Below are 17,602 nucleotides of genomic sequence, written 5' to 3'. Positions count from 1 at the left end.
CCGGACTTGATCCGGGATCCATGCGGCGCTGAAGTCATGGACCCCGGATCAAATCCGGGGTGACGAGGATGAGAATCCTCCCTGTCGCGAAGCGATGGGGAGGGGGACCGCGCCCGGAGGGCGTGGTGGAGGGGCCGCGACCTCACGCAAAAGCCCCTCCGTCAGCGCTTCGCGCTGCCACCTCCCCATGGCTTCGCCACAGGGAGGATCAACGGCCGCCATCGGTCGAAAGCCACCACCCTCGCCCGATCCAACGAAAAAGGGCGCCGCGTTGCCGCGGCGCCCTTTTCACGATCCGGATCCCGAACGGGAGACGGTCTTACTTGATACCGTCACGCTCCATCCGTTTGCGCTCCATCTTGCGGGCGCGGCGGACGGCGGCGGCGTGCTCGCGCGCGCGCTTTTCGCTGGGCTTCTCGTAATGACGGCGCAGCTTCATTTCGCGATACACACCCTCACGCTGCAGCTTCTTCTTGAGCGCGCGAAGGGCCTGGTCGACATTATTGTCGCGAACGATGATTTGCATACGCCGTGTCGTCTCCGGTTCGTCCAACGATCTGCGGCAACCGGATACCCGGTCCGCCATAAATCGCCGATATTAGGGCAATAAAAAGAGCGCCGCGATCACGCGACGTTCCGATGCACCGCCAACTAGAGGGATTCGCGCCGAAATGCAAGCCCCCGCGCGGCGAACCGCGCCCGTCGCGCTATCGAACCGCCCCGCCTGCACTCGGACCTGCTCTCGGGCCTGCTCTCGGGATTGTATCGTGCCCGTACCTTATGGCATAGGTAGCAGGACGAAACTAACATCATAATGAGGGACAGGCCATGGCGACCCAGCTCAAACGCAACAGCAAATATAGCGAAGCCGAATGGACGGCGCGGCAGGAGCTTGCCGCCTGTTACCGCGTCTTTGCGATGATGGGCTGGGACGAGATGATCTTCAACCACATCACGGTGAAGATTCCCGACGAGGACGGCGCCTTCCTCATCAACCCCTATGGCCTGCATTTCAGCGAAGTCACCGCGTCGAACCTGATCAAGATCGACATCGACGGCAACAAGGTCGACGAGGATAATCCCTGGCACGTCAACAAGGCGGGCTTTGTCCAGCACAGCCTGTTCCACCGCACCCTGCCCGACGCGCACGCGATCATCCACACGCATACGACCGCGACGGTCGCGGTTTGCGCGCTCGAAGGCGGATTGCAGCCGGTCAATTTCTACGCCTGCAACTTCGCCGGCCAGCTCGCCTATCATGATTTCGAGGGCGTGACGGTGCGCGAGGAAGAGGGCGAGCGGCTCGTCGAAAACCTCGGCAACAAGCGCATCCTGATGCTCAAGAACCACGGCCCCGTAGTGATGGGCAAGACGCTGACCGAAGCCTTCATCAAATATTGGGCGCTCCAGCGCGCCTGCGAGATTCAGATGGCGACGATGAGCATGGGCAAGCCGATCACCGTCCCGCAGGAGGTCATCGCCGTCCACCAGCGCGACCTGTTCATGGCCTCTATCCCGGGCCAGGCGGGCAAAGCCGAATTCGACGCGATGGTGCGCAAGGTCGACAAGATCGACACAAGCTGGCGTGACTAATCCCGCCAGTCGGCTAACAGGAGCCACATGACGCGATTCTCGGTCAACGACCGCCCGGTCGAATATCGCATGGAACCCGAAACGCCCCTGCTGTGGGCGCTGCGCGATGCGTCGAACCTGACGGGCACCAAATATGGCTGCGGCACCGGCGAGTGCGGTGCCTGCACCGTCGATATCGACGGCGAGGCGATTCGCAGTTGCATGGTCACCATTGCCGAATGCGAGGGCCGCTTCGTCACGACGATCGAGGGACTCGCCCGCGACCGCAGCCATCCGGTGCAGCAGGCGTGGGTTGCCGAACAGGTGCCCCAATGCGGTTTCTGCCAGTCGGGGATGATCATGGCGGCCGCGGCGCTGCTGCGAACGAACAGCAATCCCAGCGATGCCGAGATCGACGCGGCGATGACCAATATCTGCCGCTGCGGCACCTATCCGCGCATTCGCACCGCGATCCGCCTTGCCGGACGCGTCGTCCGCGGCGAGGAGCGCATCGCCGCCGCGCCCCCCCCGGGCATCCGTCCCGAGGATGCCGCGCGCGCCGTCCCGGCCCTCCGCCTGCCGCCCGGAACCTGAGCATCGCCGTTCATCTAGCTGAACCGCAGGCAACAGCGCGGTCAGCCATCGATCATCTTGCGGAGAGTAAGAATCGATTCATCATCCCAGCTGGCGTCTCCAGCACACGGGACATGAGTTGGAGTATGGCGAGATGAAGAAGATGTTCGGAGGGTTGCTGATCGCTGCAACGATCCTGACCCCGATCGCCCCGGCCGCCGCACAGGCATCGGGCGAGCGGGTCCAGATCGCGCAGCGCGGCGACCGCGGGGATCGCGGACCACGCGGCCCCGAAGTGCGCCGTGGTGGCAATTCGGGTGGCGAGGCGCGACCTCAGCGCCAGCAAAGCCAGCAGCCACAGGTCGAGCGCCAGCAGCGCAGCGAAATGCGCCAGCAGCAGCGGCAACAGCGCGGCAATGACCAGCAGCGGCAGGCCCAGCGCCAGCAGTGGCAACAGCAGCGTGGCAACGATCAGCAGCGCGGAAACGATCAGCAGCGTCAGGCGCAACGTCAGCAGTGGCAGCAGCGCGGCAACGATCAGCAACGCCAGCAATGGCAGCAGCGGCAAACCGAGCAGCGCCAGACCCAGCAGGTCCAGCGCCAGCGCGGCGGCGCCTATGACCGCAACAATGACGGCCGCATCGACCGCCAGTGGGACCGCAACCGTAACGGCCAGGTCGATCGGCGTTATGACCGCAACGACAACAACCGCGTCGATCGGCGTTATGACCGCAATCGCAACGGCGACCTCGACCGCCGCTGGGATCGCAACAACAACAATCGCATCGACCAGCGCGACGGGCGTTACGATCGCAACCGCGACGGCCAGATCGACCGGCGTTACGACCGCAACAACAACAATCGCGTCGATCGGCGTTATAACGACCGGCGGGGCGATCGCTGGAATCGCGACTGGCGCAGCGACCGCCGCTACGACTGGCGCAGCTATCGCGACCGCAACCGCAGCTATTACCGCCTGCCGCGTTATTACAACCCGTATCGCGGTTATGGATACACACGGTTCGGCATCGGCTTCAGCCTGAATTCGCTCTTCTATAGCTCGCGTTACTGGATCAACGATCCCGGCTATTACCGCCTGCCGCCCGCCTATGGGGGCACGCGCTGGATCCGCTATTACAACGACGCGCTTCTGGTCGACACATACTCGGGCGAAGTGATCGACGTGATCCACGATTTCTTCTGGTAATATTCCTTTCGGTTATCAGATGACAAACTAAGGGGCCGGTTTGACCGGCCCCTTTTTTTATTCCCGGATCGTCCTCTTTCGACCGGTAGAGAACACTCTTCCCCCCTCCCGCTTGCGGGAGGGGGCGGGGGTGGGCGACGACGGCGCGGCCATGCCCACCCCGCTGCGGCTAGCCAGCAAGCTGGCAAGCCTCGCTGCCCCTCCCGCTTGCGGGAGGGGAGATCATCGTCTGCTCACCACCCCAAAACCGACATTGGCCGACCGGCGAAAAATCGCTGTCCTACTTTATCGCGCCGTGCCAGCCTCGAGTTCGCTCTTTGAAATCGTCGGCTTCCGCAAACCGCTCTTAAAGCGACAAAGGAGACATTTTTCGCAAGCGCATGTGTATCCTTTGTCGCCTTAAGGCCACAAAGGATACAAAATCGAAGCACGCATGCGGGGCTCTTGTGGCTTTAAGCGCCTGCCGGACCGAGAAACGGCTTTCGTGCAATGCCACTCACCACTTGCCCTCCCCCGCCCGCCGCGCCACGGTGGCGCCTTCAGACAGGGGAGACTTCATGCGTAAATTGGGAATGGTCGCAGCCGCGACGCTCGCGCTGCTCGGCACTACGGCGCACGCGAAAACCACCATCGTCTATGCCGGCCGCGTCATCACCGACGCCGCCAAGCCCGCGCAAGGCCCCTCGACGATCACCGTCACCGACGACCGCATCACCTCGATCGCGCCCGGCCGCACCGAAGCGCCCGCCGGCGCAGAAATCGTCGACCTTGGCGACAAGACTTTGCTGCCCGGCCTCGTCGACCTCCACGTCCACCTGACCGGCGACCCCGGCGGCGATTATCGCGCCGCGACGGTCGACCCCGACGAATGGGGCGTTGTCGTCGGCGCCAAGAATGCCGCGATCACGCTGCGCGCGGGTTTCACCACAGTCCGCGAAGCCGGATCGGCGCAATATACCGCCTATGCCCTCCGCCGCGGCACCGCGAACGGTTTCATCGAAGGCCCGCGCATCGTCGCCGCCGGCCCCGCGCTGTCGATCATCGGCGGGCACGGCGACGTGACGGGCTTCCGCGAGGATGTCCATGCCGTCCTGGATGAAGGCTACACCTGCACCGGCGCGGTCGAGTGCGCCGAAAAGGTGCGCAAGGCATCGCGCGCCGGCGCCGACGTCATCAAGATCACCGCGACGGGCGGCGTGCTGTCGCAGCAGGCTCGCGGCCTCGAAGGCCATTTCACCAGCCCCGAACTGCAAAGCATCGCCGACACCGCACATTCGCTGGGACTGAAGGTGATGGCGCATGCGCACGGCGCGGGCGGGATTACCTCTTCGGCGGCAGCCGGCATCGACAGCATCGAGCACGGCACGTTCGCCGACGATGCGACGCTGAAAGTGATGAAGGCCAAGGGCACCTATCTCGTCCCGACGCTGATGGCATTCGAGGGCATCCGCGAGCGGCTCGGCAAGGGCATCTATACCCCGACGGTCGAGAACAAGGTGCGCATGACGCTGAACGACGTCGGCAAGGCGGTGACCCGTGCCAAGGCGCTCGGCGTGCCGATCGCCTTCGGCACCGATGCCGGCGTGTTCGAGCATGGCCGCAACGGACAGGAGTTCGCGCTGCTCGTCAAACATGGCCTCACCCCGCGCGAGGCGCTGGCGAGCGCGACGACGGTCGCCGCAAAGCTCTTGTCGCTCGAAAACGAGATCGGACGGATCGCGCCCGGTATGTCGGCCGATATGATCGCGGTCAGCGGCGACCCGCTGACCGACGTCACGGTGCTGGAAAAGGTCGACTGGGTGATGGCGCGCGGCCGCATCGCAAACTGATCCAAGGTGTCACGCGGCGCGGCGGACCCGCCCCTGCGCCGGCGTGGCCGTCTTCGGACCGATCAGCCCGTCGACCTCGACCGCTTCGGCAAATTTCACGCCGACGCGGTTGCCCACCGACCAGCGCGCCTCGGCATCGAAAATCTGGTCTGCGCCGAATTCGAGGATGAGCGGCGTCCCGGGAGGAACATTCCATAGCCCCTCGATCAGCGCCCCGCGCGACGATATGTTGCGGACGATCCCCTCATATTGGTAACCGCCGCTGCCGACCCGGATCGTGCGAAAGGTCGTAAGTCGGGCCTCGCGTGCGCTCTTGTATCCCTTCGCCTCGACACGCCCGCCACCCTCGCGAAGCAAGGCCAGCACCTCAACCAGATCCATCGGCTTGCCATAGATATAGCCCTGGACATGGCTGCACCCGAGCCCACGAATCAGCGCGAGGTCGTCGTGCGTTTCGACGCCTTCGGCGGTCGTTTCCATCTTCAGCGCGGTCGCCAGCCCGACGATCGACGAGATGATCGCGGCGTTCATGCTGCTGGGGTCCGCGGCGCCGAGGACGAAGCTCTGGTCGATCTTGATTTTGTCGAACGGCGCCTTCTTCAAATAGCCGAGCGCCGAATAGCCCGTACCGAAATCGTCGAGCGCCAGCCGCACGCCGGTGCGCTTCAGCTTCTGGAACATCGCGAGATTCTCGGCGCTCTCGTCGAGGAAGACGCCCTCGGTGATCTCGAGTTCGAGCTGATCGGGACGAATGCCCGCTGCCGACACCGCGCTCATGATCGTCGCGGGCAGCTTTTCGTTGGCGAACTGGCGCGGCGAGACGTTGACCGCGACGCGGTATCCGGAGCCGAGGTGCGCAATCGTCGCGCAAGCAGTGCGGATAATCCATTCGCCGATGGGTACGATCAGGTTCGACTCCTCGGCAATCGGGATGAATTTCGACGGGCTGATTAACCCGCCGGTCGCATGATGCCAGCGGATGAGCGCCTCGAATCCGGTGATCCGTTCACTCTCGACGTCGACGATCGGTTGATAAAGAAGCCTGAGCTCGTCCTTCGCCAGCGCGTCGCGCAGCGCATCCTCGATCGCCTTGCGCTCGCTCGCCTGGTTGTGCATCGCGTCGGCATAGAAACGATAGACGCCGCGCCCCGCATCCTTCGCGGCATAAAGCGCAAGGTCGGCGTTACGGACGAGCGCCGACGCCGACACCCCCTGCCCGTCCGATACCGCGATGCCGAGCGACGATCCGATACGCACCTGCTCACCCTCGATCGAAAAGGGTTTGGCGAGGCTGAGGATGATCGCGTTGGCGATGCCGGCGAGCTTTTCGGGCTGGCTGAGCTGCGGCACGACGATCTGGAATTCGTCACCGCCGAGCCGGCCGACCTGTCCCTTGTCGCCGACGATCTGCGTCAGGCGTCCCGCGACCTGCTGCAGCAACTGGTCGCCGACGGGATGCCCCAACGTGTCGTTGACCGCCTTGAACCGGTCGAGATCCATCAGCAGCAGCGCGCAGGGCTGCGGCTGCCCGCTATGGCTCTTGAGCGCGCGTTCGAGCAGATCGGTGATGTGGCGGCGGTTTGCCAGACCCGTGAGTGTGTCATAGCGTGCGAGCTGGTTGATCTCCCGCTCGGACCTTTTCTTGTCGGTCAGGTCGGTGCCGCTGCCTCTGAACCCCTGGAAATTGCCGAGCTCGTTGCTGATCGGGTGGCCCGAGATCGACCACCAGCGCTCCTCGCCCGGAACCGCCGCCTGCACCGTCAGTTCCTTGAACGGCGTACGCGACGACAGGCTGAAACCCAGCGTCCGCTCTTCACTCTCGTCATTGCCGATCCGCTTGCGGATGATGTCCGTAAAGGGGTGACCGAGCAGGTCGGCGAGCGGCCGGTCGAGCCGTGCTGCGACGGTTGGCGAGATATAGACGAGCTGGCCGTAGCGGTCGGTTTCCCAGAACCAGCCGCGTCCCGCTCGCTCGAAATCGCGCATCAGGTTCAGCGCGCGCTGCTGGTCGCTGATGCTCAGCCGCGCGGCGCGCGTTGCGCGGCGCTGGTGGCGGACATCCTCGCGCATCATCACGATCAGCAGGCCAAGGAAGACGAAGCCCGCGACCGCGAACGGCCAGGAGGCGACGCCAATCGCCCCACCCAGCGCCGTCGCACCCGCGAAGGCGAAAAAAGCGGGACGGACCACCGCGACCGCCGACGCCGCGACGAGCAGCGAGCCGATGTGGATCGCGGTAAAGGCATCGAAATGGCGGCTGCCGTCAGGAACCGCAATTGCATCGAACATCGCTGCAGCGTTGAGCAATGTGCCGAGCGCGATCAGCGCCATGCACAGCATCGCCATGAGCCGCACCTGGCTGTGCGCGATCGGACGCGGTTTGCGCATCGCCTGCCCGATCACGGTCAGCGCGACATCGCATGGCAGGCCGGTGACCATGACCAGCCAATGCGAAGGATGATCGAGGAAGCCTGCAAGGCCCGGCAGAAAGGCAAAGGTCAGGAATGCAAGGACGCGGCCGATCAGCACATAATGCCACAGCTTTGCCACGCGCATCAGGTGCGTGACGAATTCCGGTGAATCGAACAGCGATTCACCCGATGGCAAATCGCCGCCTCCCGGCCGGATGATGTTGCGCCGAACCCCCAATGTCCCGATAATCCCCGCTTTTCTGGTCGCGACAACCAGTGGCCAAAAAGGGGTTTCCAATTCCTTACCGCAAGCTTGCGATTTCCGCCGATATTGTGCCAAAACGGAAGGGGTTACGTTTCGGTTCGCAACTCGTTATAGATCGGTCATGCCTGCCGTCCGCCTGTTCCCGCCCGACCGTTTTTTCGACCGCACCGAATGGTCGGCAATCACGCGCGCGTCCTCTTGGCGCGGGATCTGGCTCGTCGCGCACGCATGGATCGTCAGCATCGCGCTTGTCGGCCTTGCCGCCTGGTCGCAGAACCCGGCCCTATGGCTGTTGGCCGTCATCTTCGTTGGCGGGCGCCAGCTCGGACTCGCGATCCTGATGCATGACGCGGCGCATGGCGCGCTCCATCCGAACCGGAAAATCAACAATTTCCTTGGCCAGTGGCTGACCGGCGCAGCGGTGGGATCGGATCTGATCGCCTATCGCACCTATCATCTGCAGCATCATAAATTCACGCAACAACCCGAAGACCCCGACCTGTCGCTGTCAAAGCCCTTCCCGGCCACGCGCGCCAGCCTGTGGCGCAAGGTTCTGCGCGACATGACGGGCCAGACCTTCTTCAAGCAACGCGTTGCGCAATTCGGATTCGCCTTCGTCGGCCTGAAAGCCATACTGCGCGGCGAGCAGGGGCAGAAAAGCGGCGCGAGCGCCAAGGCCGGGACGCCGTTCAACAAACAGTCCGACGACGGCATGACGTCACCGACAATCGATGTCGCGGGGGCGATGGCGGTGGCACGCGCGGTCGGGCGTTTTCTGGTCGCGCAGGCGGTGCTGCTCGGCGCCTCGCTCGCGCTCTATGGCTGGATGCCTTACCTCCTCTGGTTCGCCGGGCTCGCCACGACCTTTCAGCTGTACCTGCGCGTCCGCAACATCGCGGAACATGCATGCACGACGACCGGGAGCGACGACCCCTTCACCCACGCGCGCACCACCAACGCTGGCTGGTTGGCGCGCGCGACGGTTGCTCCATATTGGGTGAATTATCACGCCGAGCATCACCTGTTCATGGGTGTGCCTTGCTATCGGCTGCCCGAAGTGCATGCCGCGCTCGGCCGCGCGGGCAAGCTTGATTCGATGACGATCGCGCCGAACTATGCTGCGGTGCTGCGGCAGGTCACCGCCGGGGGATGATCAGCCTTCCTGCACGAAACGGGCGCCTGCGCGGTCCTTGACCGTCTTTTCGGGGTCGAAGATCATCCCGTTCATCGCGACATAGACCCCGGGCGGCAGCGTCTGCGCCGCTGCGAGCGCGAAGCCGACGTTGAATTCGGCATCGCTCGCGCGCACCGACGCGGGTTGCATCGCCCCCGTCATTACGATCGTCTTGCCCGTGATTCCCGCGAGCACGCGGCCGGTGACGACCATTGTGTCGGTGCCGTGGGTGACGAGGATGCGCGATGCATCGCTCGCGGCGACTGCGGCGCGGATCGCCTCGCGATCGGCATCGCCCAATTCGAGGCTGTCCTTGCGCATCAGCTGCGTCACGCGGTGCGGGACGTGGACGTTGTTTTCGCGCAGCATGTCGGGGATCGCCGCAGGGCCGATCTGGAACTCGCTCAATGCATCGAAATAGACTTTGTCGATCGTCCCGCCAGTGGTGAAGATGTCGATCATGTCGATCATGTCGGTCACGCACACTCATCCTGTATAGGCAGCGCCGGTGTCCCGTCGGGCGCGGCGAACGGCCGCTTGAAAGTGAAAGCCTCCGCCGTCGGCCCGTTCGCCTCGATCATCGCGATCCGCGCCATGCCCTCGGCGACCGTCGGGCGATGCCCCGCAGGAACCCACCACAGCGCCTGATAGGTCGCCATATGGTCGAACCATTCCTTGCGCCGCTTCATCACCGTCAGATGGTCGGGCGTGCGATAAACATAGGCCGCGAGCGCATCGATATTGCGCCACATCGACATGTTGGCGATCAGGTGCGGATCGTCGGTCACGGGCACATCGGTCGCGTTGTTACCCTCGCCAGTGAGCCGCCAGACGAAGCCGTCGGCCGCCTCGGCGACGGCGTTCACATGGTCGAGCGCGTCCATGAAATCGCGGTTCGCGACATGCTCGGACGGCAGGCGAAAGCGGCCGATGTTGATTTGCGCGAGTTCATAAGCCGCCATAGGTTCTCCTCAGGCCAGAGCCTCGGCGATCAGCCGCCGCGTATTGTCGATCCCGAACAGCGCGATGAAGCTCCCCATGCGCGGCCCGGCGCTCGACCCGAGCAGGGTCTCGTACAGTGCCTTGAACCAATCGCGCAGATTTTCAAAGCCATAGGCCTCGTTCTTGCCGATCGCATAGACGATATTCTGGATGTCGTCGGCCGAGGCATCGGCGGGCAGCGCCGCGAGTTCGCCGTCGAGTTCGGTCAGCGCCGCGACCTCCCCGCCCTGCGGCTTGCGGCGATTGAGCGTTGGCGCGACATAGTCCCGGTTATACGCCATCGCATTGTCGATCAGCCGGTCGAGTTCGGGCCAGGTCGCAGCGTCGGCGCCCTCGACATATTGGCCAAGATAGCGCCAGATCTGCTCCTTCGACGCATCGGCGCCCATCACCGCGACGAGGTTCAGCAGCAACCCGAAGCTTACCGGCAGTTCGCTCGCCGGAATATCCTCGCCGCGCGCGACATGGACGTGGTGCACCGGATTGCCGAGGCGCTTGTCGGGCTCCTGCGCCGGATAGCTGCCGCGCATCTGCAGATATTCGTCGATCGCCTTCGGGATTACGCCGATGTGGAGCTGCTTCGCCGCCTTGGGCTCGCGGTACGCGAAAAAGGCCAGGCTTTCCTCGCTGCCATAGTCGAGCCATTGATCGAGACTCAGGCCATTTCCCTTCGACTTCGAGATTTTCTCGCCCTTTTCGTCGAGGAACATCTCATAGATCAGCCCCTCGGGCTTGCGCCCGCCGAGCGCCCTGGCGATCTTGCCCGACTGGACGCCGCTGTCGGTCAGGTCCTTGCCGTACATCTCGTAATCGACGCCGAGCGCGACCCAGCGCATCGCCCAGTCGACCTTCCATTGCAGCTTCGCGCCGCCGCCGAGGACGCTGTGCGTGATCGTCTCGCCCTCGTCCTCGAACGACACCAGCCCCGCATCGGCATCGACGACGGTCACCGGCACCTGCAGCACGATCCCCGACCGGGGGCTGACGGGCAGGATCGGCGAATAGGTCGCGGCGCGCTCGGCGCGCAGCGTCGGCAGCATGATGTCGAGGATGTCCTGATTATGACGCAGGACATTCTTCAGCGCGTCGTCGAATGCGCCCGACTTATAGCGTTCGGTCGAGCTGATGAATTCATATTCGAAGCCAAACCGGTCCAGAAACTCGCGCAGCATGGCATTGTTATGATGCGCAAAACTCTCGAACTTTCCGAATGGGTCGGGAATGTCGGTCAGCGGCTTGCCCAGATATTCGCGGAGCATGTCGCCGTTCGGCACATTGTCCGGGACCTTGCGCAGCCCGTCCATATCGTCGCTGAACGCGACAAGGCGCGTCGGTGCGGGCACCCCGGATTCATTGGCCGTCAGCGCCTCATAGGCGCGGCGGACCATCGTCGTGCGCAGCACTTCGTTGAAGGTGCCAATATGCGGGAGCCCCGACGGACCATAACCCGTTTCGAACAACATGGCTTCACCACCCGGCTTGCCGTCCGGATAGCGTTTGACCAGCTTGCGCGCTTCCTCGAACGGCCAGGCTTTGGACATCTGCGCGGGTTCGCGCAGCGACGGGTGAAGGTGCGGGTCAGTCATAGCTGCGCCCCATAGCGGCAAGAAGCGCCGATGGAAAGAAGCGCGGAAAACTGCGCAACTTTACTCGTGAATCACCGACGACGCTTGGCTCTTCCGGACTTAAGGAGACAAAGGATACGCGCGCGCGCATCCATATTGTCTCCTTTGTCGCTTTAGCGAGAGAGGCGGCTGTCGATCGCATCGGACAGTATCAAGCATGCCGGTGCAATGTAGGAAAGCCGGTATCTCGGTCGGCACCTGCCGATACCGCCCGTCTCGTTTCAGCCCCGCGGTTGCATCGCCGGCATGAAACTGCTCCGGCGCAGCAAGGCGGCCGACACGATGGATACCAGCAACGCAACGGGAAATATCTCGGTCAGCGTCAGCGCCATGCGGAAGAGCGGATTTTTGTACTGCTCCGCCATCACCCCCATCTCGGCCGAGAATTTCGCGATCTCAGCGGCCGGTTTGCCGGAAGCGTGCATGTCCTCGACGCTCTTGGCGATATAGTCGGCCATAAACGTCCCGCCCGTCTGCCACATATAGAGTTCCCAGCCCAGGATGTAGAAGAGCGATGCGACGAGCCCGATGCCGAGACCGACGCCGAGCGCTTTCCAGAAGGTGATCACCCCGCCCATATTGACGTCGCGGTAACGCTTCACGCCGATGAAAACAAAAAGCAATGCGACCAGCATCGACAGATAGCCGGCGACCATGCCCATCGTGCCGTGGTCGGCAACGAAGGTGATGCTGATAAACATGCCGAGAATGACGATGACGCCCGCGATGGCGCCGTAAACCGCAATGATTCTGCCCATGATATGTCTCCCCTGGTGGTGAATGCCACGCGAGATGGGCCGAAACAACGGTCGGAATCTATCGCCCAAATGGGTGATTTGGTGCCGATCGCCCGATTTTACGGCAGGATGCCGAGCGTCCGTGCCTTCTGAATGGCCTGGGTCCGGCTGGCGACCGCCAGTTTTTCATAGACGCGCGCAATATGGGTCTTCACCGTGTTGGGCGAGATATCGAGTTGGCGCGCGATCACCTTGTTGGCGTGCCCAGCGGCCAGCATCTCCAGCACTTCGAATTCGCGCGCGCTGAGTCCCAGCGCCGCGATCGCCGCGTCGTTGCGCACAAAAGCCTGGCGCGGCCGGGCGGTCAGCCGGTTTCCGGCCCATATGCCAAGCGCAACGCAAATGACCGCGACGCAGACAATGTAAAATTCGGTCGACCAGCGGTGCACGACATGCTTGTAGTTCAGCCACTCGAGCAGAAACGCCGCGGCGGCGAGACCAACGCCATAGAGGATGATCGGACGGACCATGATCCGTGTAGACCATCGTCGGCGATCGCTTGCAATATTGTCCCGGCACGAACCAACATCGTTACCGGAAAATTTACCATGCTGGCGTAGCGTCCCGGACATGGACAATTTTCGCACCCCCGCCGCCCGCAGCCACAAGCGCACCGCCGTTTCGATCGAGGTCACCGTCAATGGCGTGCTCAACTTCGTCGACGGCCGGATCACCGACCTGTCGGAAGGTGGCGCGCGGATCGACGGGGCCAGCATGCCGGCGCGGTCGCGCTGCGAAATCCACTATGGCGGACAGGTGACTTATGCCGTCGTCATGTGGTCCGAGTATGATCGCATGGGCGTGCGTTTCCCATATGAGCTGACGCATGGCGCGCTGCATAATGCGCTGAAAATAGCGCGCGGCGCATCGATGATCGAGCCCACGCAGATTTTCCAGACGGCACGCCCGATCACCTTCGGACGCCGCGGGCTGAGCTGAGCGATTCGTCGCGGCCATCTTGCCGCGTTCGCCTTTTGTCCCTATCCACGGAGCGATGGCTCCCGACCCGCTCACCCTGCCCGCGATCCATGCGAGCCATATCGGCATCTGGATCGCCGACACGCGCGGCCGCGTGCAGCGCGTCGGGCGCGGTGAAGCGATCGCGGCGGTCGCAGCGACCCCGCATTTGCTGCTCAATGCGACGCTGACCGGCGACCGACTCGGCTATCCCGAACTGTCGGGGCTCGACCTGCTCGAGCTCTTCGCTTTCCTCTATCCCGCGCGCTTTGCCGTGCCGACCCCGGCGGGAATCGCCGCCGGGGTCGGCCTGACACCGCCGAAAAGCGAAGAGGATATCGCGGCCTTTCTGCCCAAGGCGACCGCGGCAATGCTCGCGAGCTTCGACGATCCCGACTGGCCCGAGCGCGAAGGCGCGTGGCACGGCGTCCAAGCCTTGTCGCGCCAGCGCTGGTCGTGGTCGCCGTTGATCCAGCCACGGCTATCGCAGCCCGACGCAAATGAACGCTGGCTGTTCGCGCGCCTGCCCGAGTGGGAGGAACAGCCGCCGCGCGGGACGCCGCGCCAGGTGACGATCAACGCGGACGATGTGTCGGCGCGGCTCGACCGGCTGACCGGCGACGGCGCCGAGCGGCGGCCGGGGCAGCAGGATTATGCGCGCGCGACCGCCGCGATCTTCGCCCCGCGCGAACGCAAGGACGCGCCGCAGATGCTCGTCGCCGAGGCTGGAACGGGCATCGGCAAGACTTTGGGCTATCTCGCCCCCGCCAAGCAATGGATCGACCAGTCGGCGGGCAGCGTCTGCATCTCGACCTTCACCAAGGCGCTGCAACGCCAATTGTCACGCGAGACCGAGAAGCTCTATCCCGACGCCGAAACCCACCGCGAAAAGGTGGTGGTGCGCAAGGGGCGCGAAAATTATCTCTGCCTGCTCAACCTGGAAGATGCGTTGCAGGGCGGCTTTTCGGGCCGCGCCGCGATCCTCGCGCAGCTTGTCGCGCGCTGGGCCGCCTATACGCGCGACGGCGACATGGTCGGCGGCGACCTGCCCGGCTGGCTCCCCGCCCTGTTCCGCCGCAACGGCACGACGGCGCTGACCGACCGGCGCGGCGAGTGCATCTATGCGGGCTGCCCGCATTTCCGCAAATGCTTCATCGAACGCTCGGCGCGTGCGGCGACGCAGGCCGACATCGTCATCGCCAACCATGCGCTGACGATGGTGCAGGCGGCGCGCCCGCGAGACGGCGGCGCGCCCGCGACACGGCTGATCTTCGACGAAGGCCATCATCTGTGGGATGCCGCCGACAGCATGTTCGCCGCCGCGCTCACGGGGCAGGAAGCGGTCGAGATTCGCCGCTGGGTGCTCGGCCCCGAGGGCAAGTCGCGCGGACGGCGGCGCGGGCTCGCCGCACGCCTCGCCGATGTCGCAAGCTATGACGAGGCGGGCGACCGCGCGATCCAGGCCGCAATCGCCGCCGCCGCCGAACTGCCCGGCGACGGCTGGCTTGGCCGATTGTCCGAAAACGACCCGTGGGGCGCGATCGAGCGGCTGCTCGTTGCCGTACGCGGACAGGTTTACGCGCGCGCGGTTGATACGCGTACCGCCGATGCGGGCTATGGCCTCGAAACCGAACTCGCCGATCCCGATTCCGAGCTGGTAACCGCAGCCGCAGCGGCGAGCGACGCGGTCGAGGCGTTGCTGCGCCCGCTGATGGCGCTCGGCAAGCGGCTCGACGCGCTGGTCGACGATCCACCCGACTGGCTCGACGGACAGGCGCGGGCAAGGGTCGATGGCGCGTGGCACAGTCTGGGCACACGGATCGATACGCTCGGTGGCTGGCTGTCGCTGCTCGGGCGCGTGGGCGGGCCCGCCGACCCCGATTTTGTCGACTGGCTCGCGGTCGACCGCTACGACGGGCGCGAGTTCGATACCGGGCTGCATCGCCACTGGCTCGACCCCGCGCGGCCGATCGCCGAGGTCGTCTACGCGCAGGCGCAGGGCGTGCTCGTTACTTCGGCGACGCTGCGGAACGGCGGACACGGGAGCGGCGGCTGGACCGACGCCGACATCCGCACCGGCGCGCGCCACATGGACGGCGGCGTCCAGCATTTCGCGGTGCCGAGCCCGTTCGACTATGCGCGCCAGTCAGAGGTGCTGATCGTCACCGACATCGCGCGCGGCGACCTTCCCGCGCTTGCCGGCGCGTATAGCCGGCTGATCGAGGCGTCGGGCGGCGGCGCGTTGGGGCTGTTCAGCGCGATCCGGCGGCTGCGCATCGTCCATTCGCGCATCGCCGACCGGTTGGCGCGGGCGGGACTGCCGCTGTTCGCGCAGCATGTCGATCCGCTCGACACCGGGACGCTCATCGACATTTTTCGCGCCGATCCGCACGCATCGCTGCTCGGCACCGATGCCTTGCGCGACGGCGTCGATGTTCCCGGTGATTCGCTGCGGCTCGTGGTAATGGAGGGCGTTCCCTGGCCGCGCCCGACGATCCTCCACGCGGCGCGGCGCGCGGCGCAGGGCGGCAGCGCCTATGACGATATGGTCATTCGGGGCCGCATCGGGCAGGCGTTCGGGCGATTGATCCGCCGCGCCGACGATTTCGGCCAGTTCGTGATGCTCTCACCCAGCTTTCCCTCGCGCCTGCTGAGCGCCTTTCCAGAGGGTACGCCGATCCGCCGCCTGCCTCTCGACGAAGCGGTCAATCATGTGGCCGCGGCGAATGTGGAAAGGCGAAAAAGCGCCTTTCCGGCCTTTTCACCGTCATAAGTTTCCGGCACAAGGCCCGCGAACGAGGACAAGAGTGTGGGCGCGCGGGGAGCGATTTTGAAGACTTTGACGATCCTGCGCCACGCCAAATCGGGTTGGGATGTCCAGGTCGAGCGCGATTTCGACCGGCCGATCAACAAACGGGGGGCGCGCGGCGCCGACCTGATCGGACAATGGCTGAAGCGCCAGAAACTGCCCGTCGATCGCATCATCGCCTCGCCCGCAGTGCGCGTGACCGAAACACTCGACATCTTCCAGCCCGCCGCCGACCTCGACACGCTCGAGCCGCATTGGGACCGGCGCATCTATCTCGCCTCCGCCGCGACGCTGATCGACGTGATCCGCGACACCGGGCGCAACGCCGACCATCTGCTGATTTCGGGGCATAATCCCGGGCTGGAAGACCTGATCCTGATGCTCGTCCCCGAATCGGCGGGCGACGAATTGCGCGCAAAGGTCGAAGAAAAGCTGCCGACTTCGGCGCTGGCGCGGCTGAAGCTGGACATCGGCAACTGGCATGATCTCGACACGAACAGCGCGCGTTTTGTGGGTTTTATCCGCCCACGCGACCTCGACCCCGCGCTCGCGCCAGCGATGGACAATGACTGAAGCTTAGCCGAGCACCGCGGCGAGGCGCTGGCGGAGCGACACCAGCGCCTCGACCGGAACCCCCTTCACTTGCATCGGCGCGGCGCTGTCGAGCGCCTCGCGGGTCAACGGCGCGCGCGACGTCGGTGCTGCCCCCGGTTCGGATAGCGCCTTGCGCGCGCCCTCGACGGTGAAGCCCTGGACATGCAGCAGATGGTGGATGCGCTCGGCAAGCGCGACGTCCTCGGCGCGGTAATAGCGGCGGCGGCCCGACCGCTGGAGCGGCTTCAACTGCGGGAAACGTGTTTCCCAATATCGCAGCACATGCGTCGGAACGCCGATGCGCACCGCCAGTTCGCCGATGGCGAGCATGGCGCCAGACGCCTTGCCGCCATCGTCGGTCATCTCAAAACCCGACATGGGTCAGGCGCGGTTTATTTACCGGCAACGCGGGCTCGCATCGTCTGGCTGGCGCGAAAGGTCATCACGCGCCGCGGCAGGATCGGCACTTCGATGCCAGTCTTGGGATTGCGGCCAATCCGCTGCGCCTTGTCGCGCAGGACGAATGTACCGAAACCCGAGATTTTCACATTCTGACCGACCGCGAGCGCGTCGGACATATGATCGAGAATCGATTCGACGATTGCAGCCGATTCATTACGCGACAGACCGATCTGTTGATTGATCCGTGTCGCAATGTCGGCCCGCGTGAGCGTCCCTGCTGCCATGATGATCCCTTCCCCCTCACTGAAGCGAAATATAGTCAATTAAGTCCCTGACAGCCCCCACCGTCACGAGTCCCATTACCATATGTAACAAATGCGAATTA

General features: G+C 64.5%; 17 protein-coding genes. 8 read left to right on the top strand and 9 right to left on the bottom strand.

Going from position 1 to position 17,602, the window contains the following annotated elements:
* Positions 1-319 precede the first annotated feature (319 nt).
* On the bottom strand, positions 320-526 hold the full coding sequence (gene rpsU, locus ACREBX_RS18935; RefSeq protein ID WP_037510267.1) for a 30S ribosomal protein S21: 207 nt from the start codon (positions 524-526) through the stop codon (positions 320-322).
* A gap of 302 nt (positions 527-828) precedes the next feature.
* Between rpsU and ACREBX_RS18930 the strand changes: the two genes are divergently transcribed.
* The 4 genes from ACREBX_RS18930 (at position 829) to ACREBX_RS18915 (ending at position 5,181) form a co-directional block, all read left to right on the top strand.
* The gene (locus ACREBX_RS18930) at positions 829-1,593 is read left to right on the top strand and encodes a class II aldolase/adducin family protein (RefSeq protein ID WP_431563284.1); all 765 of its coding nucleotides are present in this window, start codon (positions 829-831) and stop codon (positions 1,591-1,593) included.
* A 27-nt stretch (positions 1,594-1,620) separates the two neighbouring features.
* Positions 1,621-2,166: a (2Fe-2S)-binding protein gene (locus ACREBX_RS18925; RefSeq protein ID WP_431563283.1), complete on the top strand. Its 546-nt coding sequence runs from the start codon at positions 1,621-1,623 to the stop codon at positions 2,164-2,166.
* A 133-nt stretch (positions 2,167-2,299) separates the two neighbouring features.
* The gene (locus ACREBX_RS18920) at positions 2,300-3,352 is read left to right on the top strand and encodes an RcnB family protein (RefSeq protein ID WP_431563282.1); all 1,053 of its coding nucleotides are present in this window, start codon (positions 2,300-2,302) and stop codon (positions 3,350-3,352) included.
* Positions 3,353-3,909: 557 nt separating this feature from the next.
* Positions 3,910-5,181 (top strand): amidohydrolase family protein, encoded by a 1,272-nt coding sequence (locus tag ACREBX_RS18915; RefSeq protein WP_431563281.1) that lies wholly within the window; start codon positions 3,910-3,912, stop codon positions 5,179-5,181.
* Positions 5,182-5,190: 9 nt separating this feature from the next.
* On the opposite strand, the gene ACREBX_RS18910 is transcribed toward ACREBX_RS18915, so the two are convergent.
* A complete protein-coding gene (locus tag ACREBX_RS18910; protein ID WP_431563280.1) occupies positions 5,191-7,788 on the bottom strand; it encodes an EAL domain-containing protein in 2,598 nt (865 codons plus the stop codon).
* A 190-nt stretch (positions 7,789-7,978) separates the two neighbouring features.
* Here ACREBX_RS18910 and ACREBX_RS18905 point away from each other — a divergent pair, with 190 nt between their 5' ends.
* Positions 7,979-9,010, top strand: a complete 1,032-nt coding sequence (locus ACREBX_RS18905) for a fatty acid desaturase family protein (RefSeq protein WP_431563279.1) — start codon at positions 7,979-7,981, stop codon at positions 9,008-9,010.
* On the opposite strand, the gene ACREBX_RS18900 is transcribed toward ACREBX_RS18905, so the two are convergent.
* The 5 genes from ACREBX_RS18900 to ACREBX_RS18880 all read right to left on the bottom strand — a co-directional run bounded on the left by ACREBX_RS18900 (position 9,011) and on the right by ACREBX_RS18880 (position 12,925).
* On the bottom strand, positions 9,011-9,493 hold the full coding sequence (locus tag ACREBX_RS18900; protein WP_431563354.1) for an asparaginase domain-containing protein: 483 nt from the start codon (positions 9,491-9,493) through the stop codon (positions 9,011-9,013).
* Between the two features lie 14 nt (positions 9,494-9,507).
* A complete protein-coding gene (locus ACREBX_RS18895; protein ID WP_431563278.1) occupies positions 9,508-9,993 on the bottom strand; it encodes a DUF3291 domain-containing protein in 486 nt (161 codons plus the stop codon).
* A gap of 9 nt (positions 9,994-10,002) precedes the next feature.
* A complete protein-coding gene (locus ACREBX_RS18890) occupies positions 10,003-11,619 on the bottom strand; it encodes a lysine--tRNA ligase (protein ID WP_431563277.1) in 1,617 nt (538 codons plus the stop codon).
* Positions 11,620-11,879: 260 nt separating this feature from the next.
* Positions 11,880-12,416, bottom strand: coding sequence for a DUF4199 domain-containing protein (locus ACREBX_RS18885; protein ID WP_431563276.1), 537 nt, complete (start codon positions 12,414-12,416; stop codon positions 11,880-11,882).
* A 98-nt stretch (positions 12,417-12,514) separates the two neighbouring features.
* Positions 12,515-12,925 carry a response regulator transcription factor gene (locus tag ACREBX_RS18880; RefSeq protein ID WP_431563275.1) on the bottom strand — a complete coding sequence of 137 codons (411 nt, stop codon included), beginning with the start codon at positions 12,923-12,925 and terminating at the stop codon, positions 12,515-12,517.
* A 100-nt stretch (positions 12,926-13,025) separates the two neighbouring features.
* Between ACREBX_RS18880 and ACREBX_RS18875 the strand changes: the two genes are divergently transcribed.
* From ACREBX_RS18875 to ACREBX_RS18865, 3 genes are read left to right on the top strand one after another with little or no spacing between them, the layout of a single operon-like run.
* Positions 13,026-13,394: a PilZ domain-containing protein gene (locus ACREBX_RS18875; RefSeq protein WP_431563274.1), complete on the top strand. Its 369-nt coding sequence runs from the start codon at positions 13,026-13,028 to the stop codon at positions 13,392-13,394.
* 55 nt (positions 13,395-13,449) lie between these two features.
* A complete protein-coding gene (locus ACREBX_RS18870; protein ID WP_431563273.1) occupies positions 13,450-16,185 on the top strand; it encodes an ATP-dependent DNA helicase in 2,736 nt (911 codons plus the stop codon).
* Between the two features lie 57 nt (positions 16,186-16,242).
* The gene (locus ACREBX_RS18865) at positions 16,243-16,794 is read left to right on the top strand and encodes a SixA phosphatase family protein (RefSeq protein WP_431563272.1); all 552 of its coding nucleotides are present in this window, start codon (positions 16,243-16,245) and stop codon (positions 16,792-16,794) included.
* Positions 16,795-16,797: 3 nt separating this feature from the next.
* Here ACREBX_RS18865 and ACREBX_RS18860 read toward each other — a convergent pair whose 3' ends face one another.
* Entirely contained in the window at positions 16,798-17,193 is a 396-nt protein-coding gene (locus tag ACREBX_RS18860; protein WP_431563271.1) for a MerR family transcriptional regulator, read from the bottom strand.
* 14 nt (positions 17,194-17,207) lie between these two features.
* On the bottom strand, positions 17,208-17,501 hold the full coding sequence (locus ACREBX_RS18855; protein ID WP_056373946.1) for an integration host factor subunit alpha: 294 nt from the start codon (positions 17,499-17,501) through the stop codon (positions 17,208-17,210).
* Positions 17,502-17,602 lie beyond the last annotated feature (101 nt).

The organism is Sphingopyxis sp. (assembly GCF_050725655.1).
Classification (GTDB): Bacteria; Pseudomonadota; Alphaproteobacteria; order Sphingomonadales; family Sphingomonadaceae; genus Sphingopyxis.
This window is presented reverse-complemented; position numbering and strand designations above follow the sequence as displayed.